The 18,383-nt window shown below is 60.0% G+C and carries 16 protein-coding genes; 7 read left to right on the top strand and 9 right to left on the bottom strand.

Annotated features, from left to right (window positions below):
• Positions 1-6 precede the first annotated feature (6 nt).
• The 3 genes from CHB97_RS25815 to CHB97_RS07320 all read left to right on the top strand — a co-directional run bounded on the left by CHB97_RS25815 (position 7) and on the right by CHB97_RS07320 (position 4,629).
• Positions 7-99, top strand: a complete 93-nt coding sequence (locus CHB97_RS25815) for a hypothetical protein (RefSeq protein WP_371332968.1) — start codon at positions 7-9, stop codon at positions 97-99.
• Positions 100-386: 287 nt separating this feature from the next.
• Positions 387-3,185: a TonB-dependent receptor gene (locus CHB97_RS07325; RefSeq protein ID WP_200819851.1), complete on the top strand. Its 2,799-nt coding sequence runs from the start codon at positions 387-389 to the stop codon at positions 3,183-3,185.
• Positions 3,186-3,276: 91 nt separating this feature from the next.
• Complete coding sequence (locus tag CHB97_RS07320; RefSeq protein WP_089287288.1) at positions 3,277-4,629, top strand: pectate lyase; 1,353 nt, start codon at positions 3,277-3,279, stop codon at positions 4,627-4,629.
• A 42-nt stretch (positions 4,630-4,671) separates the two neighbouring features.
• Here the strand turns inward: CHB97_RS07320 and CHB97_RS07315 are convergent, their stop codons facing one another.
• Positions 4,672-6,075 carry a polysaccharide lyase family 1 protein gene (locus CHB97_RS07315; RefSeq protein WP_089287287.1) on the bottom strand — a complete coding sequence of 468 codons (1,404 nt, stop codon included), beginning with the start codon at positions 6,073-6,075 and terminating at the stop codon, positions 4,672-4,674.
• 142 nt (positions 6,076-6,217) lie between these two features.
• Here CHB97_RS07315 and CHB97_RS07310 point away from each other — a divergent pair, with 142 nt between their 5' ends.
• Both CHB97_RS07310 and CHB97_RS07305 read left to right on the top strand, forming a co-directional pair.
• Positions 6,218-7,042 (top strand): 2-keto-4-pentenoate hydratase, encoded by an 825-nt coding sequence (locus tag CHB97_RS07310; protein ID WP_089287286.1) that lies wholly within the window; start codon positions 6,218-6,220, stop codon positions 7,040-7,042.
• Between the two features lie 129 nt (positions 7,043-7,171).
• Entirely contained in the window at positions 7,172-8,467 is a 1,296-nt protein-coding gene (locus tag CHB97_RS07305; protein ID WP_089287285.1) for an MFS transporter, read from the top strand.
• 59 nt (positions 8,468-8,526) lie between these two features.
• Here CHB97_RS07305 and CHB97_RS07300 read toward each other — a convergent pair whose 3' ends face one another.
• Positions 8,527-9,771, bottom strand: a complete 1,245-nt coding sequence (locus tag CHB97_RS07300) for an MFS transporter (protein ID WP_089287284.1) — start codon at positions 9,769-9,771, stop codon at positions 8,527-8,529.
• 115 nt (positions 9,772-9,886) lie between these two features.
• On the bottom strand, positions 9,887-10,963 hold the full coding sequence (locus tag CHB97_RS07295; protein ID WP_089287283.1) for an NAD(P)-dependent alcohol dehydrogenase: 1,077 nt from the start codon (positions 10,961-10,963) through the stop codon (positions 9,887-9,889).
• A gap of 181 nt (positions 10,964-11,144) precedes the next feature.
• Between CHB97_RS07295 and CHB97_RS07290 the strand changes: the two genes are divergently transcribed.
• The gene (locus tag CHB97_RS07290; RefSeq protein ID WP_089287282.1) at positions 11,145-11,582 is read left to right on the top strand and encodes a universal stress protein; all 438 of its coding nucleotides are present in this window, start codon (positions 11,145-11,147) and stop codon (positions 11,580-11,582) included.
• A 199-nt stretch (positions 11,583-11,781) separates the two neighbouring features.
• Here the strand turns inward: CHB97_RS07290 and CHB97_RS07285 are convergent, their stop codons facing one another.
• Both CHB97_RS07285 and zigA read right to left on the bottom strand, forming a co-directional pair.
• Positions 11,782-12,465: a DUF1826 domain-containing protein gene (locus CHB97_RS07285; protein ID WP_089287281.1), complete on the bottom strand. Its 684-nt coding sequence runs from the start codon at positions 12,463-12,465 to the stop codon at positions 11,782-11,784.
• On the bottom strand, positions 12,462-13,673 hold the full coding sequence (gene zigA / locus CHB97_RS07280) for a zinc metallochaperone GTPase ZigA (RefSeq protein ID WP_089287280.1): 1,212 nt from the start codon (positions 13,671-13,673) through the stop codon (positions 12,462-12,464). Before zigA ends, CHB97_RS07285 begins: the two co-directional genes overlap by 4 nt.
• An 88-nt stretch (positions 13,674-13,761) precedes the next feature.
• On the opposite strand from zigA, the gene CHB97_RS07275 reads away from it, so the two are divergent.
• Entirely contained in the window at positions 13,762-14,085 is a 324-nt protein-coding gene (locus tag CHB97_RS07275; RefSeq protein WP_089287279.1) for a hypothetical protein, read from the top strand.
• Between the two features lie 6 nt (positions 14,086-14,091).
• Here CHB97_RS07275 and CHB97_RS07270 read toward each other — a convergent pair whose 3' ends face one another.
• The 4 genes from CHB97_RS07270 to CHB97_RS07255 form a co-directional block, all read right to left on the bottom strand.
• Entirely contained in the window at positions 14,092-14,574 is a 483-nt protein-coding gene (locus CHB97_RS07270; RefSeq protein ID WP_089287278.1) for a MarR family winged helix-turn-helix transcriptional regulator, read from the bottom strand.
• 75 nt (positions 14,575-14,649) lie between these two features.
• Positions 14,650-16,191, bottom strand: a complete 1,542-nt coding sequence (locus tag CHB97_RS07265) for an AMP-binding protein (protein ID WP_089287277.1) — start codon at positions 16,189-16,191, stop codon at positions 14,650-14,652.
• Between the two features lie 179 nt (positions 16,192-16,370).
• Positions 16,371-17,240, bottom strand: coding sequence for a hypothetical protein (locus CHB97_RS25810; RefSeq protein WP_143270759.1), 870 nt, complete (start codon positions 17,238-17,240; stop codon positions 16,371-16,373).
• 334 nt (positions 17,241-17,574) lie between these two features.
• The gene (locus tag CHB97_RS07255; RefSeq protein ID WP_089287276.1) at positions 17,575-18,381 is read right to left on the bottom strand and encodes a p-hydroxycinnamoyl CoA hydratase/lyase; all 807 of its coding nucleotides are present in this window, start codon (positions 18,379-18,381) and stop codon (positions 17,575-17,577) included.
• Between the last annotated feature and the right edge of the window lie 2 nt (positions 18,382-18,383).

Raw genomic sequence — 18,383 nt, 5'->3', positions numbered from 1 at the left:
GACGATCTGGGCGGGGCCGCCGTGTTCCTGGCCAGCCGTGCCGCCGACTATGTCCAGGGCCATATCCTGGCTGTCGATGGCGGCTGGCTGGCGCGGTAACGGTTGCACAAAAACGACACTTGCACCGGATCAAGTTCCGGTGCGGTTTGACTGACTTCTACGCATTGACATCACTGTGTATCCGGATCATGATCCGTTTATGACACCGGTTACTTAAGACAAGCCGGAACATAAGAACAAGGTCATCCGGTTGGGTTGGATGACCGGCGGTGCTGGGGAGCGCGCCTTTTACCTCATAAAACGCGATCTTTGCATCTCTCATGCTCTTTTGCTCGCGGCAAATAAATCGGGCCGGCGTCAAAGCGGCCGAATTGGGAGGAATGGAAATGAAAAAGAACCAGGTGGGACGACAGGCTGTCTGGACGTGTGGCCGGCAGGTGCCGATGTGGCTAATGGCGGCATCCTGTGCCGCCGCCCTGGCCGCCCCCGCTTCGGCACAGGATGCCGGTGGCGACACGACGTTGGATGAAATCGTTGTTACCGGTTTCCGGGGTAGCCTTGCCAGCGCCATTGAAACCAAGAAGAACTCCAGCAATTTCGTCGATGCGGTGAATGCGGAGGATATTGCCAAGTTCCCCGATCTCAATCTGGCGGAATCGCTGCAGCGTATTCCTGGCATCGCCATTGATCGTGACGGCGGCGAAGGCCGTACCATTACGGTGCGTGGCCTTTCCTCTGATTTCACGCGCGTGCGCCTGAATGGGTTGGAAGCGCTGGCGACCACCGGCGGCACCGATGGTTCTGGCGGTGCCAACCGCGGCCGCGGCTTCGATTTCAACATCTTCGCTTCTGAATTGTTCAACAATATCAAAGTGAACAAGTCGCAATCGGCGGAGATTGAAGAAGGATCGCTGGGTGCCACGGTCGATTTGCAGACGGGGCAGCCCTTTGACTATAAGGATTTCACCTTCGCCGCTTCGGCCAAGGGGACCTATAACGACCTGTCAAAGAAATATAATCCGCGCGCAACCCTTTTGGTTGCTGATAAGTTCTTGGACGACAAGATTGGGGTGCTGGCGTCGGCTGCCTATTCCACACGCAATGTGTTTGAAGAGGGGGCGTCGACCACCCGCTGGGAGGTGCCGGTTCCCAGCCCGACCACGGCGCCCAATCCCAACACGAAATTCCGCAGTGTGCCGGCCAATCTGGCGGCACAACAGGCTTGGCATCCGCGTATTCCGCGCTATGGCCGACTGGATTATGACCAGGACCGCCTGGGCCTGACCGGGGCGATCCAGCTGCAGCCCTTCGATAACACCCGCATCGATTTGAATGTTCTTTACGCCAAGCTGAAGCAGAATCGCACGGAACAATATCTGGAGGCCATTTCCTTCAGCCGTACCGGTGCGGCCGGCATGGGCGGCACCGACGTGGTGAGCGGCGTCATTGATGATAAGAATGCCCTGGTCCAGGGGCGCTTCAACGGTGTCGATATGCGCACCGAATATCGCCGGGATGAGCTGAATGCCGACTTCCTGCAATATTCGGTAGGGCTGGATCAGGGAATTGGCGAGAGCGTTACTTTGAAGCTGTTGGCCGGTTGGTCCAGCAACACGCAGGATAACCCCGAACAGACCACCGTCTCGCTGGAGCGCTATAACTCCAACGGATACAGCTATGATTTCACCGGCGATAAGAAGCTGCCGGGTTTTGATTATGGCTTTGACGTCACCAACCCGGCCAATTGGGCCTGGAGCAGCTCTTCCGCCCAGGGTGATGCGTCCCTGATCCGGATGCGTCCTAACAAGACGAAGAACGAGTTTGTCAATTATCGCGCTGACCTGCTGTGGGATGCGACTGATAATGTGACCCTGAAGACCGGCTTTGCCTGGAAGAAGTATGATTTCAAGACGGAGGAATGGCGGCGCATCAATGAAAATGCCGTCGCTCTGCCGGCTGGCACCAGTGTGGCGCAGATTTCCAAGCTGTTCTCCGGCTTTGGCCGCCATATGGACATGCCGGCAGGTACACCCAGTAGCTGGATTGTGCCTGATCTGGATAAAATCGGCGAAATTCTGGGCATTTACTGCAACTGCACCAACCAGTTCGGTAATTTCACGCTGTCCAAGGATAATCAGCTTGGCCAGAACCGCGACGTGACGGAAAAGGATTTGGCCTTCTATGGTCAGGCCGATTTCAACTTTGAGGTGATGGGCAAGGCTGTTCGCGGCAATATCGGTCTGCGCCGGGTAAAAACCGAACAGAACGCCTTTGGTTATGTCGGCACCCGTCCGACGACCACGGATCGCAGCTACTGGGACACCTTGCCGTCGATGAACGTGTCCGTGGAAGCCACGGAAGACGTCTTTGTCCGCTTCGCCGCCGGCAAGGTGATGGCGCGGCCGCGCCTGCCGGATCTGACGCCGGGCGGCTCCATCAATTCCCAGTCTAAGACCCTGACCATCGGCAATCCGGATCTGGAACCCTACCGCGCCAATACGGTGGATATCGGCCTGGAATGGTATCCGGACCGCGAGACCCTGGTTTCCGTCGGTTACTTCTACAAGGATATCAAGACTTATATCCAGAACGTGGCCAGTACCCAGGTACTCCGCACGGTGGAATTGCCCCTGGAATCGCTGCCAGCCGCAGAGTTGGATAATCTTTATACCGTGACACGGGCACAAAATACCGAAGGTGGGCCGCTGAAAGGCTTTGAAATCAGCGTGCAGAAGCCCTTCACCTTCCTACCGGCACCGTTTGACAATCTGGGTGGTATCCTCAACTACACCCATGTGAAGTCAAACATTGTCTATAATCTGCCCAGCGGGGCCACCAATGTCCAACGGACGGAACCGCTGGTAAACCTGTCCCCGAACTCCCTGAACGCGACGCTTTATTACGAGACGGAGAAGTTCAGCGTCCGTGTGTCCGGTTCATTCCGCGATGCTTATTTGACCAATGTGGCGCCGGGTAACAATATCGATGTCCGTGGCAAGAATTCCACGTTCAACCTCGATCTGAATGCTTCATACAATATCAATGAGCACCTCACCGTCTCCTTCGAGGCGATCAACCTGACCGACCAGTATGATGATAAGTGGGTTGGTCGTGACCTGCAGGCCATGGACACCTATGTCCATAGCGGTCGGCAGTTCTTCCTGGGTGCCAGCTACAAGTACTGATTTCCGCCTTCCCGTTTCCTTTGCCTTCGGCCATCACTGCCTGTCAGTGATGGCCGTTTTTCTATGCCATCAATCGGCCTGGAGAGAGCCCATGCGGCGGATTTTGCTCAGCGCGCTTTTCTGGGGAATGGCCGGCGGTGTGGCCCCGGCAGCCGCGCCTTTCCCGCAGGTTCCGCCCGGTCCCATTCCGGCCTTTCCCGGTGCGGAAGGGGCGGGTGCCTATGCTGTAGGCGGCCGGGCAGGGGCCGTACATATCGTAAGCAACTTGGAGGATGCTGGCCCCGGCAGCCTGCGGGCAGCGGTGGAGGCAACCGGGCCCCGTATGGTGGTCTTTGCCATTTCCGGGACCATCCATCTGAAAAAGCCGCTGAAAATACATAATGATTTCATCACCATCGCTGGACAGAGCGCGCCGGGCGTTGGCATTACCCTTGCGGACCAGCCGCTGAACATTGAGGCCAACCATGTGGTGGTGCGTTATTTACGCGTCCGCCTGGGCGATCTCAGCCGGACAGAGGATGATGCTGTGTCCGTCACCGACGGCCAGCACATTATTCTGGACCATGTTTCCGCCAGCTGGTCGGTGGATGAAACCCTGTCGGTCTCCCAGAAATGGAAGCCGGGCATGAAGGGGTTGGACCATGTCACAGTACAATGGTGCCTGATCAGCGAAAGCTTGAACAAATCCGTTCATAGCAAGGGGGAGCATGGCTATGGCAGCCTAGTTCGTGGCTCCTATGGTGCGCGCTACAGCTTTCACCATAATTTGTGGGCCCATCACAAGTCACGGATGCCCCGCCCCGGCAACTTCATTGAGGCAGATGCCGACCCTGAGGGCGCCATCATGGATTTCCGCAACAATGTCTTTTATGACTGGCACGGAGACGCCGGCGGATACAATGTCGATAAGAACGCGATAACGACGTATAATTTCATCAATAACGCCTATCTTCCCGGTCCCGGCAGCCAGGGGCAGATGGCCTTCCGGGAATCGGCCCCGCTGGCCCGGGCCTTCTTTCAGGGCAATGCCATGGCGGGGGTGGTGCCGGCTGACCCCTGGTCCCTGGTGATGGGGAGTGAGCGCGATGGCTATCGTCTCAGCCAACCGGTGGAGGTGTCACCGGTTACCACACAGGATGCATTGACCGCCCAGGGCAAAGTATTGGCCTATGCAGGCGCGTCCCTGCGGCGTGACCCGGTGGATCAGCGGGTGCTGGCACAGGTGCGGGACGGCAAGGGGGAGGTGATCAACAGCCAGCAGGATGTCGGCGGCTGGCCGTCGCTGCCGGAAATACGCGGTCCCCTGGATAGTGATGGCGACGGCATTCCCGACGCTGTTGAACAGGAGCGCGGCCTTGATCCCCATGACGCGGCTGACAGCCGACGGCCGGGCCCGGACGGCTATACGGCGCTGGAGACATATCTGGCAGATATTGTTCGTTGAGACGGAAAGGGGAGGCACCATTCGGCGCCTCCCCAGTCACAATCACGTTCCCTTCGCCTTGGTGGCGCTGTCCAGTACGTCCGGCCGCTTCGGCGTCATATCATCCAGATTCCAATCATCGGGATTGAAGCTTTTGGCGCTGGGCACCTGTTGCGGATAGCCATGCAGGTCATTTTCGCTATCGATAATGTTGCCGCGCCCCTCGGCCACATCGGAAATCAACTGCACATCTTCCTTGTCGCGGTCCCAAGGGCGGGCCCCGACCTGCGACAGTACATGCTGCTGCACCGCCGTGGCCGGCATGGCGGTCAGCCCCTCCGGCCAAATCTCGGCCCGCTTCAGCTCAATCACCTTGGCCGGGGCTGTTGTATAGCGGCCGATTTGCTGAATCGGGTTGCCTGTCTGATCGACGGCAATATTATCCTTGCCGTAATATTCCAGATCGCCGTAACCGCCGATCATCAGGAAAGCCATATGCGCCGGCGTATCCGGACCTGCGCGGAACACGTTGCCCACGGCGGTCATCTTACCGACCTGATAAGGCATATTGCCCCATTCCTCGGCCATCAGATTGTAATGAATAGCCCGCTGTCCGGAATTATAGATCAGATTATTGACAATGGCGCCGTGAACACCGCCCTTGAAGAAGGGGTTGCGTTCGACATTATGGGCGTAGAGATTGCCATAGATCAGAATATCCGTGACATTGTCATGGATCAGCGACCCTTTGGAATGTTCAATCTTGGCGTGGGTTGAGTAACGCAAGCCATTGGCAATGATATTGTTGGAAAAGGTAATACGGTGGGAGGTGTTGCGCCGCCATTCTTCCGGCGTATTTCCCTTGAAGCGCGGGCCGGAGGCGGAAAGATTTTCATCCGTGGCCCAGGTCAGGCTGCAATGATCGACAATGACATTATAGGCACCGCCAATGGTGCTGATACTGTCATGATCATTACCGCTGCGCTTGGGCTGGCCCGCCTCACCCACGCGGATGCGGATATGCTGGATGATCACGTCATGGGCGGCGATATCCATGCCGCCCTTGATCAAGGTGATGCCAGGGGAGGGGGCGGTCTGGCCGGCAATGGTGACAAAGGGCTCCGTCAGCTTGACGGTCTTATTGCCCAGATCAATGACGCCCCCCACCTCGAAAACAATGGTGCGCGGGCCCTTGTGATTCAACGCTTCCAGCAGGGAGCCAGGGCCATCGGCGGCCAATGTCGTCACCTTGATGATTTCACCGCCCCGGCCGCCAGCCGTATCGGCAGCCCAGCCCAGCGCGCCGGGGAAGGCCAGCTTGCCGGTGGCGGTGGCCGCAACCTGGGTGGCGGGCTGCGCCGCCATGGCGGTGGAGAAAGGCAGCGCCACCAGGGCCAGCGCCGTCGCCAGCATCAGCCGCGCTGGTAAGGAGCGGGCAGCCGGTCGGCGGGTCTTTACAATGTTCATCTGAACGATCCTCCCTCTCGCCAGGTTCGGCGATAAATTCAATTTGGTGTCTTGTAAATGACACCGGTTTCCTATAGTCCTTTTTGGAACGAATGACAATCTCTTCAGCCCGGGCTGAAGACAATAAGCGGGGAGGGCGTGAATGCCTGACGATGGCGATGATCTGACAGCCGGCATCCGGCGCGCCTTTCGTGAAGCGCGCCGGGCAGGGCGTTCGTTGCCGGATTATCCGGGGCCGATTCCGGCAACGCTGGAAGCGGCCTATCTGATTCAGAATGCGGCCATCCAGGAGTGGCCGGATGCGGTTGCGGGTTGGAAGGTCGGCTTTATCGCTCCCGGCGTCCGGGACCTTTATCCGCAGGAGCGGTTGGCGGGCCCGATCTTCGCCCGTACCATCCGCACGGCAGAGCCGGGCGAGATTGTCGATATCCGCGCCATCGAGGGCGGCTTCACGGCGGTGGAGGCGGAACTTCTGTTGCACATCGCCTGTGACATTGCCCCTGGCAGTATTGCGGAAGATGCCCCTTTGGCCCCCCTGGTTACCGCTGCCCATCTGGGCATTGAACCGGCGGGCAGCCCGCTGTCGGCCATCAATGATCTGGGGCCGGCGGTGGTGGTGAGCGATTTTGGCAATAATGCCGGGGTGGTTATCGGGCAGCGGCTGGCGGGCGACCTGGAAACACTGCTGGGCCCGGAACCGCCGGGTTTGCAGGTGGAAACACTGGTGAATGGCGAACGGATCGGCGAGAAGCCGCTGACCGCCATTCCCGGCGGGCCGGGCCGCGCCCTGCGCTTCCTGCTGCGCAATCTGGGACAGCGCGGGATCATTTTGCAGCAGGGCGCCTGGGTTTCCACCGGCGCCATCACCGGTGTCCATCGGGTGGAACCGGGTGACGAGGCAATGGTGACAATGGAAGGGGTGGGGGAACTGAAGGTTCGCTTTGTCCCCGCCCAGCCACTGGAATAAGAAAAATTATCGCCGCTCAAAGATGGAGCGGCGTTGGAAGAGAATAAAGGGGGAGATCAACCCCCCTTTTGTGTCAGCCTGGGGCGGACATGCTTTCGCCCGTGACCATGTCATTCAGGGAGGAAACCCATGTCGGGCGTGAATGATGTCCCGCAACCGGCGGTGCCAATCGGCCGCTATCGTTGGGTTGTTGTAGCGCTGCTGTTCGCGGCGATGACCATCAACTATGTTGATCGTCAAATGATCGGGGTGTTGAAACCCACCCTGTCCAAAGAAATGGGCTGGTCGGAAACCGACTATGCTAACATCATCTTCTGGTTTCAGGCCAGCTATGCCATTGCCTATATCGTCTTTGGCAATATTGTGGATCGCCTGGGCGCGCGGTTGGGCTTCGCCTTGGCTTTCGTCATCTGGACCATTGGCCATTTCGCCCATGCGGCGGCCCGCGATTTGATGGGCTTTATCCTGGCCCGCGTCGTGTTGGGTGTGGGTGAAGGGGGTGGTTTTCCGGGTGGCATCAAGGCGGTGGCCGAATGGTTCCCCAAAAAGGAGCGGGCCTTCGCCACCGGCATTTTCAATGCCGGCACCAATATCGGTGCCATCGCCACTCCGCTGATCGTGCCGGCTGTCACCCTGGCCTGGGGCTGGGAGATGGCCTTCATTGTCACCGGCTTGTTCAGCCTGATCTGGTTGCCCCTTTGGCTGATCCTCTATCGCCACCCGTCCAAACATCCCAAGGTCACACAGTCAGAGTTGGCCTATATCAGCAGCGATCCGCCCGATCCGGGGCACCGGATTGGCTGGTTCCGGCTGTTGCGCGTCCGGGAAACCTGGGCCTATGCGCTGGGCAAGTTCCTGATTGACCCGATCTGGTGGATGTTTCTGTTCTGGCTGCCGGACTTCCTGGCCAAGCGGCATGGGCTGGACCTGAAGACTTTCGGCATTCCGCTGGTCGCCATCTATCTGCTGTCTGACGTGGGCAGCGTGGCGGGCGGCTGGCTGTCCTCGCGCCTGATGCATCGCGGCTACAGCCTTAACCGCGCCCGTAAGCTGGCCATGTTGATCTGCGCCCTGTTCGCCCTGCCGGTGGCCTTTGCCGCCAATGCCGATACGCTGTGGGTGGCAGTTTTGATCATCGGGCTGGCCACGGCGGCGCATCAGGGCTTTTCCGCCAATCTCTACACGCTGCCCAGCGATGTGTTCCCCCGCGCGGCGGTGGGATCGGTGGTTGGCATCGGCGGGATGCTGGGGGCCATCGGCGGCATGGCCATGGCCAAATATGCCGGCTGGGTGCTGGACAAGGTTGGTACTTACACGCCGATTTTCATCGTCGCCTCTACGGCCTATCTGCTGGCGTTGCTGGTGGTGCATCTGCTCACCCCCCGCATGGCACCGGTGGAAATCAGCGAGGAACCGAAGCACTGATCCTTCTTTTCGGTTCGTAAACGCAGCGCCGCCGGCTCGCCCCGGCGGCGCTTTGCTTTTCAGGCCGGCTGCGTGGCGATGGGGCCCGGTCGGTCCTTGATGGGGAAATGCAGGGCCGCAGCCATGGCGCCGGACAAGGCCGTTGCCGCCCAGATCAGGTCATAGGAACCGGTCAGGTCGAAGACGACACCCCCGGCCCAGGCCCCGATGAAGGAGCCGACCTGATGGCTCATGAAACAGATGCCGAACAGGGTGCCCAGATGGCGGACACCGAAGAAGCGGGCGATCAACCCGCTGGTCAGCGGCACCGTACCCAGCCAAGCCATGCCCATGACGGCAGCAAACAGCATCACCGACCATTCTGTCTTGGGTGCCAGCACGAACAGGGCGATGGCAGCCCCCCGCAGCAGGTACAGCCAGCCCAGCACATGATGCTGGCGGAAATGCCCGCCCAGCCAGCCACAGATCCAGCTTCCCGCCATATTGAACAGGCCGATCAGCGCCAGGGCCGTGGCGCTGAGGCCGGCCGGCATATGGCAGAGCTGCAGATAGCCGGGCAGGTGGGTGCCGATGAAGGCCAGTTGAAAGCCACAGGTGAAGAAACCCAGCGTCAACAGCCGGTATCCTGGATGGTTCCAGGCTGACAGCAGGGCCTGGCGCATCGGCAGCGCCGGCGGTTGCGTCGTCTGTGTGCTCTCCTCGGCCGGTTTTACCGCCCGGTGGCGACCATCCAGCAACAGGCCCAGCGGTGCCACCGCCAGCACCACAGCAACCAGGGCCAGCAACCCGGCCTGCATCCCCCAGCCGGCCTGGACCATCTGCGCCAGCGGCACCATCAAGACCTGCCCCACCGAACCGCCAGCGCTGACGATCCCCATGGCCATGCTGCGCTGTTCCGGCAGGGCACGCTTGCCCACCGCCGTCATCACCACACCAAAGCTGGTACAACTGATCCCCAGCCCGACCAGCAGCCCCATGCCCAGGATCAGGGGCAGGGCGCCGGAGAACAGGGCGGTCATGGCCAACCCCAGTCCCAAGGCCAGCGCGCCCACCGCAATCACCGGTGCGGCACCGAACCGGTCAGCCAAGGCGCCGGCAAAGGGCTGCGCAAAGCCCCATGTCAGATTATGCAATGCCACCGCAAGGGCGACCAGGGTGAGGGGGACCGCATGTTCCTGGGAGATCGGGGCCAAGAACAGGCCAAAGGTCTGGCGCGCGCCCAGGGCGGCGCTGATAACCAAGGCCCCCGCCAGGATAACCAGAAACAGTACCCTGTCCCGTTTCGCTTCTGTCTGCACCGCCACCCCTCCCTTTTCCGGAAGGGTTCAGCATAGGGCGGTGAGGGCAAGCCGACAAAGGCGAAGACCGGCCAACAAGGCTGAGGAAAACTCATCCTTGCTGGCTGGCCAGTTTGAAATATCAGGGCGTAATGGCGACCTTCAGCACCCCGTCGCGCTGGTGTGAGAACAGATCATAGGCCTTCTCGATATCATCCAGCTTGAAGCGATGGGTTACCAGGGCCGAAAGATCGGCCCGGCCCGAGGCGATCACCCCCATCAAGCGGCGCATCCGCTCCTTGCCGCCGGGGCAGAGGCTGGTGACAATGCGATTGTCGCCCAGACCGGCGGAAAAGGCGCTGAGCGGAATGCGCAGGTCGGTGGAATAGACGCCCAGGCTGGACAAGGTGCCGCCGGGGCGGATGACCCGCAAGCCCGCCTCAAAGGTACCCTGGGTGCCCAGCGCCTCGATGGCGGCATCCACCCCGCGCCTGTCTGTCAGGGCCATGATCTGTTCCACCGGGTCGCCCGTCCGGAAATCCACCACATCATCGGCACCCAGCTTGCGGGCAATGGCCAGTCGTTCCGGCACCGTATCCACCCCGATGATCCGGGTGGCACCCATCAGTTTGGCGCCGGCAACGGCACATAGCCCGATGGGGCCGAGGGCGAAAACGGCCACCGTATCGCCGATGCGGATACCGGCACTTTCAGCGCCGGAAAAGCCGGTCGACATGATGTCCGGGCACATCAGCACCTGTTCATCGCTGAGATGATCGGGAACAGGGCTGAGATTGACCATGGCATCGGGCACCAGCACATATTCCGCCTGGGTGCCATCAATCGTATTGCCAAAGCGCCAGCCGCCCATCGGCTTGAAGCCATGGCGTGTACCGGCGCCATCCTGGGAGGAGCACCCGCACAGGCAGGCATGGGAATGGCCGCTGGGCGTGATGGCGCCGGCCACGACGCGCTGCCCTTCCTGATATCCGGTAACGGCGGAACCCAGCTTCTCAATAATGCCCACCGGTTCATGCCCGATCGTCAAACCGCGCGCGACCGGATATTCGCCCTTCAGAATATGGACGTCGGTGCCGCAGATGGTGGTGGTGGTGATGCGGATCAAGGCATCCAACGGCCCCACATCGGGGATCGGCTTGTCCTCCAGCACGATGCGGCCGGGTTCAACAAAGATGGCTGCCTTCATTTTGGCTGGCATGGCACGCTTCCTCTCCGGTTGTGAGGTCTGGAGCTTCCCACGTCGGGAGGGGAAGGGCCTTGACCTTGATCAAGCGGGACGCCGAAATGGAAACCTGCATCAACTGACCTGGATCAAGGCATCTCTGACCGATAGGTCGTATCCTGAAGCCGTAATCAATAATCAGGGTTGGAGGAAGCCGATGTACAAGCGCATTCTCATTCCAGTGGACGGGTCGGAGCTTTCCTTGACCGCCTTGCATAAGGGTGTGGCCTTTGCCAAGGAAATCGGTGCCCAGGTCCATGTCCTGACCGTGATCGAACCGTTCCACGTTTTCTCGGTGGAGACCGAACAGCTGGCCCAGACGCGCGCCGAATATGAGGGCCACGCCGTGGGCCATGCGGAAAAGCTGCTCTCGGCAGCGGCTGAAGCGGCCAGCAAGGCTGGTGTCGTTGCCGAAACCTCGCTGGTGCAGGCCGATCATCCCTATGAAGCCATCATTGAAACGGCGGCAAAGGCAGGATGCGACCTGATCGCCATGGCCTCCCACGGGCGGCGCGGCTTGGCGGCCGTGGTGCTGGGCAGCCAAACGGTGAAGGTGCTGACCCATTCGACAACGCCGGTGCTGGTTTACCGCTGAGTAAATCGCCAGTCTACACGGCTGACTCACCCAGCCGTGTAGACTGGCATCATTCACGCAAGCCGCACTGACATTTTAATTTTGCGGGCATTGAAACGCGGCGATACCCATCTGAATGAATGTTTCCGATGAGAGGTCGTCATCCTGGTTGTCTGCCCGCAGACAACACAGGGCGTTCACCAGATGACCAGCAATATTATCAGCCGCCATGTTCCCACGGCACCGGTGATGCCGCTGACGGCAGGTTCAGGCAAAGCAGCAGCCGGGTGATCCCCATGCCGGCGATGGGGGGAGAGCGGTGGACGATGCCGCAATCATCCGCCGCACAAGCCCCCTTGAACAGGGCCACCGTGCCCGGTGCCAGCTCCTCCAGCGGCCCCCGATAGGCGCGCTGCGCCGTCATCGCCCAGGCGCTGTGGCACGGCGGTACGATCTGGGTCTGCGGGCCCCGATATGTCGCCAACAGGCGCAGCCGCACATGGTCGCGGTGGAATTTCCAGCAGGCGTTATGCGCCAGTTTGTCCAGCCGGATATCCACCCGGTCGGTTTGGGCGATGGCGGCAAATTGCTGCGTCAGGTCCAGCATGTCGGCCAGCAGGGCCTGGGCCAGCGGCGCATCACCCAACGGGCTTTCGCCCAGCAGTTGGGCCAGGGCGGCGGGCGCATCGTCCAGCCGCACCAGCACCCGCCCGCTGGGCAGGCGGCTGGCCGGCAGGGCGGCAAGGCAGCGCATCAGGTCCGGCATCTGCCGTTCCCACAGGGCCAGCGCCGTATCGGCATGGCCCACGCTGGCCAGCACGGAGGGATCGGTACCGCGCACCACGCCGCCGCCGTGGCTTGCCGCGCTGGCGGACAGGGGCAGGGGAAGCGACAATGCCATCATGCCTCCCCCGTCCGCTTCCAGCGCGGGAACGGGTCTGGCAGCTTGCGCCAGTTGGCCAGATCCAGTTCCGTTGCCCCTTCATCCCCGATCAGGCAGGCATCCAACTGGCGGCGGATATCCGCTTCATCCATGCCGGTGCCGATGAAGACAATCTCCTGCCGCCGGTCACCATAGACCGGGTGCCAGTTGCGGGTGATGGAACGGCGATAGTCCGGATCGTCCGGCCAGCGTTCCTTCGGCACGGCGGCCCACCAGAACCCCATCGCCTCATGCTGGACCAGGGCGCCGGCCTGGCCCAGTTCCCCCACCCAGTCCGGCCTTGTTGCCAACCAGAAATGACCCTTGGAGCGCAGCACGTTTGGCCATTCCCGCTGGATAAAGCGAAAGAATTTTTCCGGGTGGAAGGGGCGGCGGGCGCGATAGACGAAGCTGGAAATGCCATATTCCAGCGTTTCCGGCTGATGCTCCTTGAAGCCGTACAGTTCCTTGAACCAGAGCGGATGTTCCTGGGCCTTTTCGTAATCGAAACGACCGGTATTGAGGATATGGGGCAGGGGCACCCGCCCGCGGGAGGTTTCCAGCAAGGCCGCATCCGGGTTCAGGGCACGGATGATCTTGCGGGCAAGGTCCAATTGGTCGGTGGTGGCCGTGTCGATCTTGTTCAGCACGATCACGTCGGCAAACTCAATCTGATCAACCAGCAGGTTGACCAGGGCGCGGCCATCATCCTCCCCCAGCGATTGGCCCCGATCGCGCAGGAAGTCGGTGGAGGCGTAATCGCGCAGCAGGTTCACCGCATCGACCACCGTGACCATCGTATCCAGCCGCGCCACGTCGGCCAAGCTATCGCCAGCCTCATCACGGAAATCGAAGGTGGCGGCCACGGGCAGCGGTTCAGAAATGCCGGTGCTTTCAATCAGCAGATAATCGAACCGCCGTTCCGCCGCCAGCCGCCGCACCTCCAGCAACAGATCGTCGCGCAGGGTGCAGCAGATGCAGCCATTGCTCATCTCCACCAGCTTTTCCTGGGTGTGGGAGAGGTTGCCACCATCGCGCACCAGATCGGCGTCGATATTCACCTCGCCCATATCATTGACGATGACGGCGACGCGCAAACCCTCCCGGTTATTGAGAACATGGTTCAGCAGACTGGTTTTACCGGCGCCGAGAAAGCCGGAAAGCACGGTGACGGGCAGGCGCGTGTCCATAGGGGCATCCAGACCAAAGGAAAAAATCTTGCTTATGTTATAACGTAACGTATCTTGTCTATGCAATATCCCTCCAGCGGATCGACCGATGGCACCCAACGACAATATTCATGGCGCGCGCAGCTGGCGGGTGGCCCGCGTGGTGGCGGCCCACCGCGCCTTTCATGAGGGTTTTACTGAAGCGATGCGCGGTCTGCCGCTGGATTATCGCCGGCTGGATGCAATGACGGAGATGGACCAGCACCGCTATGAGAATGGGCGGGAGGTGGCGCTGGAATGGCTAAGCAGCCGCCGCACAGCGCTGCGCTGGTCCAGCCGCGACCGCATCCCCCGCGCCTTGCGGGATTTCATCGCCGGCCGCGCATTGCAGCGGGCCGCACAGCTGCCCCGGACGGACCCTTACAGGGGATAAGGGCTTTTACTCTTCCCCATCGCCATTGCTGTTGGCCACCAGCTGAATACCATCCAGCAGCGACAGCAAAGCACCCCGTCCGGCGGGGCCGAGCTGGGAGGAGAGTTCCGCCTCATAGGCATCATGGCAGGCCTGGAATTCCTTCATCCGCTCCTGCCCATCGGGCGTCAGATGCAGGCAATAGGAACGGCGGTCGGCCGGGGAGGGGGAGCGGACCAGCAGGCCGCGACCTTCCAGCGCATCCAGCAGCGGCACCAGATTGGCCCGTTTCAGCCCCAAAGCGTCGCTGATCTGCGACTGGCTGAGGCCGGGATTGTCACGCACCACGGTCAGAATGGCGAACTGGGTGGGGCGGATATCCACCTCCGCCATGAACTGGATGAACAGGTTGAACGCGGCAATCTGGGCCCGGCGCAACCGATACCCGACGGAAGAGTGCAGCGCCGACATATCGACCCCGTTCGAACGCCCCTGATCATCCATAACCATGCTTCTCTTTCCCGCACTCTTCACTGTCCTGCCGCCCAAGTTATAGGTATGGCGCGCGGATTTCGAGCGGTCACTTCACGCAGGCGGTAAAACCTGCTGTCGCAGCAGATGTTTTTGCACCTTGCCGGACCCGGTACGGGGCAGGGTTTCGCACAGTACCACCTTATGCGGTCGTTTATAACGGGCCAGACGGCCATCCAGATGGCCGGTTACCATGTCAGCCGTCAGGCTGTGACCGCTGCGGGGGACGATAAAGGCCCAGCCAACCTCCCCCCATTTTTCATCCGGAATGCCGACCACGGCGACTTCTGCCACGGCGTCCAGTTCCAGGATGGCGCCTTCAACTTCTGCCGGATAGACATTTTCGCCGCCGGAAATGTACATGTCCTTCTTGCGGTCGACGAGATAATAGAAGCCATCGGCATCCCGCCGCGCCGCATCACCGGTGCGCAGCCAGCCGCCCTGATCGGCCAGCGTCGGCAGTTCCGGGCGGTTCCAGTAACCGGGCGACAGGTTGGGGCCGTTGATCCACAGCTCCCCAACGGCCCCTTCGGGCACATCCTGCCCCGCATCATCCACCAGCCGCACCCGCAGGACCGGGGCCGGCAGGCCGGCGGAACCGGCCTTGGCGGCGATGCGGGCGCGGTCCCCCACTGGCATTCCCAGCACGGTTCCCGCCTCGCTCATCCCATACCCGTCGGCGACCGTAATGCCCTCATCGACAAAGCGCTGAATCAGGGAGGTTGGCATCGGCGCGCCACCGGTGCAGAAGGCGGTCAGCCGCGCCAGCACATCGGCCCGGTAATCCGGGTGCTGGCGCAGGGTCTGCGCCATCTGCGGTACGCACATGTAATGGGTGACCCCCAAGCCCGGATCGGCCAGCCGCGCCAGCGTCACCGCCGGTTCGAACCCGCGCGACATCAGTAGCGTGCCACCCTGGGTCAAAGGGGTGCGCGTCATGGTCAGCAGGCCAACGACGTGGAACAAAGGCATGTCGCACAGCACCACGGAATCGGCGGTGATCTTGTTCATCATGCCGAAATTGACGGCGGTGAAGAAGGCATTCGCCTCCGTTAGCAGCGCGCCCTTGGGCCGGCCGGAGGTGCCGGAGGTGTATAGAAGGGTGGAGGGCTGATCGGCCTGCGGAAAGCAGCTCGGTCGGACGGCCGGCTGGCTTTCCCATTCGGTCGCGACCTCGGCCAGACTTAACACACGCGTCTGCGGCTGGCCGGCGGCGGCCTGATCGGCCGCTGTGCGGAATTCGGCATCAGCCAGCACCAGCGACGGGGTGCAGTCGCCAATCTGATAGGCCAGTTCCGGTACGGTCAGCCGCCAGTTCAGGGGCACGAAAATGGCCCCCACCCGCGCGGCGGCCAGATGCAGGATAGGCATGGCCACATCATTGCGGCCCAGCACGGCGACGCGCTGCCCGTTGGCATCCCCCAACGTCGCCAACAGCCACTGGGCGCAGCGGTTGATGGCGCCATCAAGATCGGCATAGGTGAAACGCCGTCCGCTGACTAGATCGACCAGCGCCAAAGCTGCAGGCCGCATGGCGGCCTGAAAAGCAACCGGATCGGGGGCGGGCCAGCCGGCGGTGGGGGCGGGGGGAATCATGAGGTGTTTCTCCCTGGGGTATTTGCCATGACTGCTCTTAGTCGGGAGCAGGAAAATAATCGGCGGATTGTTTTTGGAAATTTCGAAGGGTGAACTGTAGAAAAATCAACCGTACGAGCTCAATTTTTGATGAATAATGACTAATGTAAATTTTATGAATTTATATTCATAAAGTATTTTCACCTTATGGGTGGGTAAAGATCTTCTGGAGAGATGAATTTCATCAAACCTCCGCACCCAGCAAAGTGCAAAAAGTACGAAATTGCGAACTCTTTACGCAGCATCGGCAGCATCTCGAGATATTTTTCTTTTGTAAATGGAGTGGACCAAAATTCTGGAAAATAAAGCAACATCATCAACATTGGCATCCAATTGAATCGTGTTGAAAATTCAGTTACTTTTCCAGATTTGCATATTTCATAGGAAAGCGCAGGCTGCTCGTAAAGCCTGCTTTCTGAATTGTAATTGTTATATGATCTTAGGAATATTTCCCTATGATATTTGGGGCTCACGACAAGCACTCCGGTACAAAACATGCAGAAACTGTCATCAAGATCTACGTTGATTGTATCTCTAAATATACTTCCATTTATTGCCCGGTGTGTGCCCGGCCATTCTTCAGGTAATATTTTAACATTGTATAATCTTTCATTCACTGCGTGCAGGATTGGCGACTCATGATCTCTACTTCCAACAGGAACACCCACATGCGTGTGGTCCGGTACAGAGCCAAGAATGTTCGGTGCTGTCGGATTGATCAAGATGTCGCTATCTAACCAGATGATCCGCTCATATTTTGCCGCCCAAGGTTGGTCCAGGATCAATAGCTTTTGCCATGCCGGTGAACGGCTTGCCGCATAGCCCGACTCATCCAATGGGCGGTTGATCATGATGATGTCGAAGCCATGTCTTTTGGCGTAATTGACCCACTCACCTTGGCATAACCCAACCCATTGCTTTATAAAATTATCGCCGATAACCATGCTGACGATGGCATTTCGGTTTGTTGGAACGTGAGAATCACCAATCTGGGAGGAAATAAACAACATGGCCCAAAATCTCCTGATTGAAGAATCTTTCTTTTGTAATTATACAAAAGAAAGAGCTTCTTTGTTTAATTAATTTTAATTTTAATTTTAACACAAGAAATTTTGTTACGCAATGGATTCGTGCCCTTCTCTCACCGGCGCCAACAAGCCAACCGCTTTAGTTTCATGCTGAAAGAGCCACACTGCGGCAGTCGCCGAAGTACCAAGTTACGATCAATTCCATTCATCGTAACTTGGTATCAATCATTGTTCGGGCGCGGGCAGTGACCTCATTCCAAAGTCGCGTCCTTCTCTCAGGAGAAAGGGGGGCAGCGCCCCGCTGCCCCGGTCCCTTTCAACGCTTGTAGGCACCCAGGCCCGGCTTGTAGCTCTTCTCGTCAATGAACTGGCGGATGCCTTCCTTGCGCCCGTCATTGTCGTAGGAATTGGCCGCTTCCTGCGCGCGGACCAGATAATCCTCGGCATTGTCGTAGGTCATTTCCTTGACCCGGCGGACGGCATCCTTGGTGGCCTTCAGGGCAACAGGGTTCTTTTCCAGCAGCACCTTGGCCAGGGCCGTCACCCGGTCCTTCAACTGGTCGGCCGGCACCGCTTCATTCACCAGACGCCATTCGGCGGCCTTGCGGCCATCGATCGCTTCCCCGGTCAGGGCATGGTACATGGCATCGCGCAGGGGGATGAGGTCGACCACCACCTTGGTCGCACCACCGCCCGGCAAGATGCCCCAGTTGATTTCCGACAGGCCGAACTTTGCCTCTTCCGAAGCAATGGCCAGATCGCAGGCGTAAAGCGGGCCGTAACCACCGCCAAAGCACCAGCCATTGACCATGGCGATGGTCGGCTTCTGGTACCAGCGCAGGCGTCGCCACCAGCCATAGGCCTCCCGCTGGGCCTGACGGGTGGCGCCCAGCCCCTTGGCTTCCGTCTCGCGGAAATATTCCTTCAGGTCCATGCCGGCAGACCAGGCAGTACCCTCACCCGACAGCACCAGAACACCGACATCCTGGCGGTATTCCAGCTCGTCCAGAACCTCCATCATGCGGCGGTTCAGGGTCGGGCTCATGCAATTGCGCTTGTCCGGGCGGTTGAAACGGACCCAGGCGATGCCGTCCACAACGTCGAAAGCAACCGTGTCGCTCATTT

This window comes from Azospirillum sp. RU38E, from assembly GCF_900188385.1.
Lineage (GTDB): Bacteria > Pseudomonadota > Alphaproteobacteria > Azospirillales > Azospirillaceae > Niveispirillum.
Note: the sequence above shows the minus strand (reverse complement) of the source record. Positions and strands in the feature narration are given on the sequence as shown.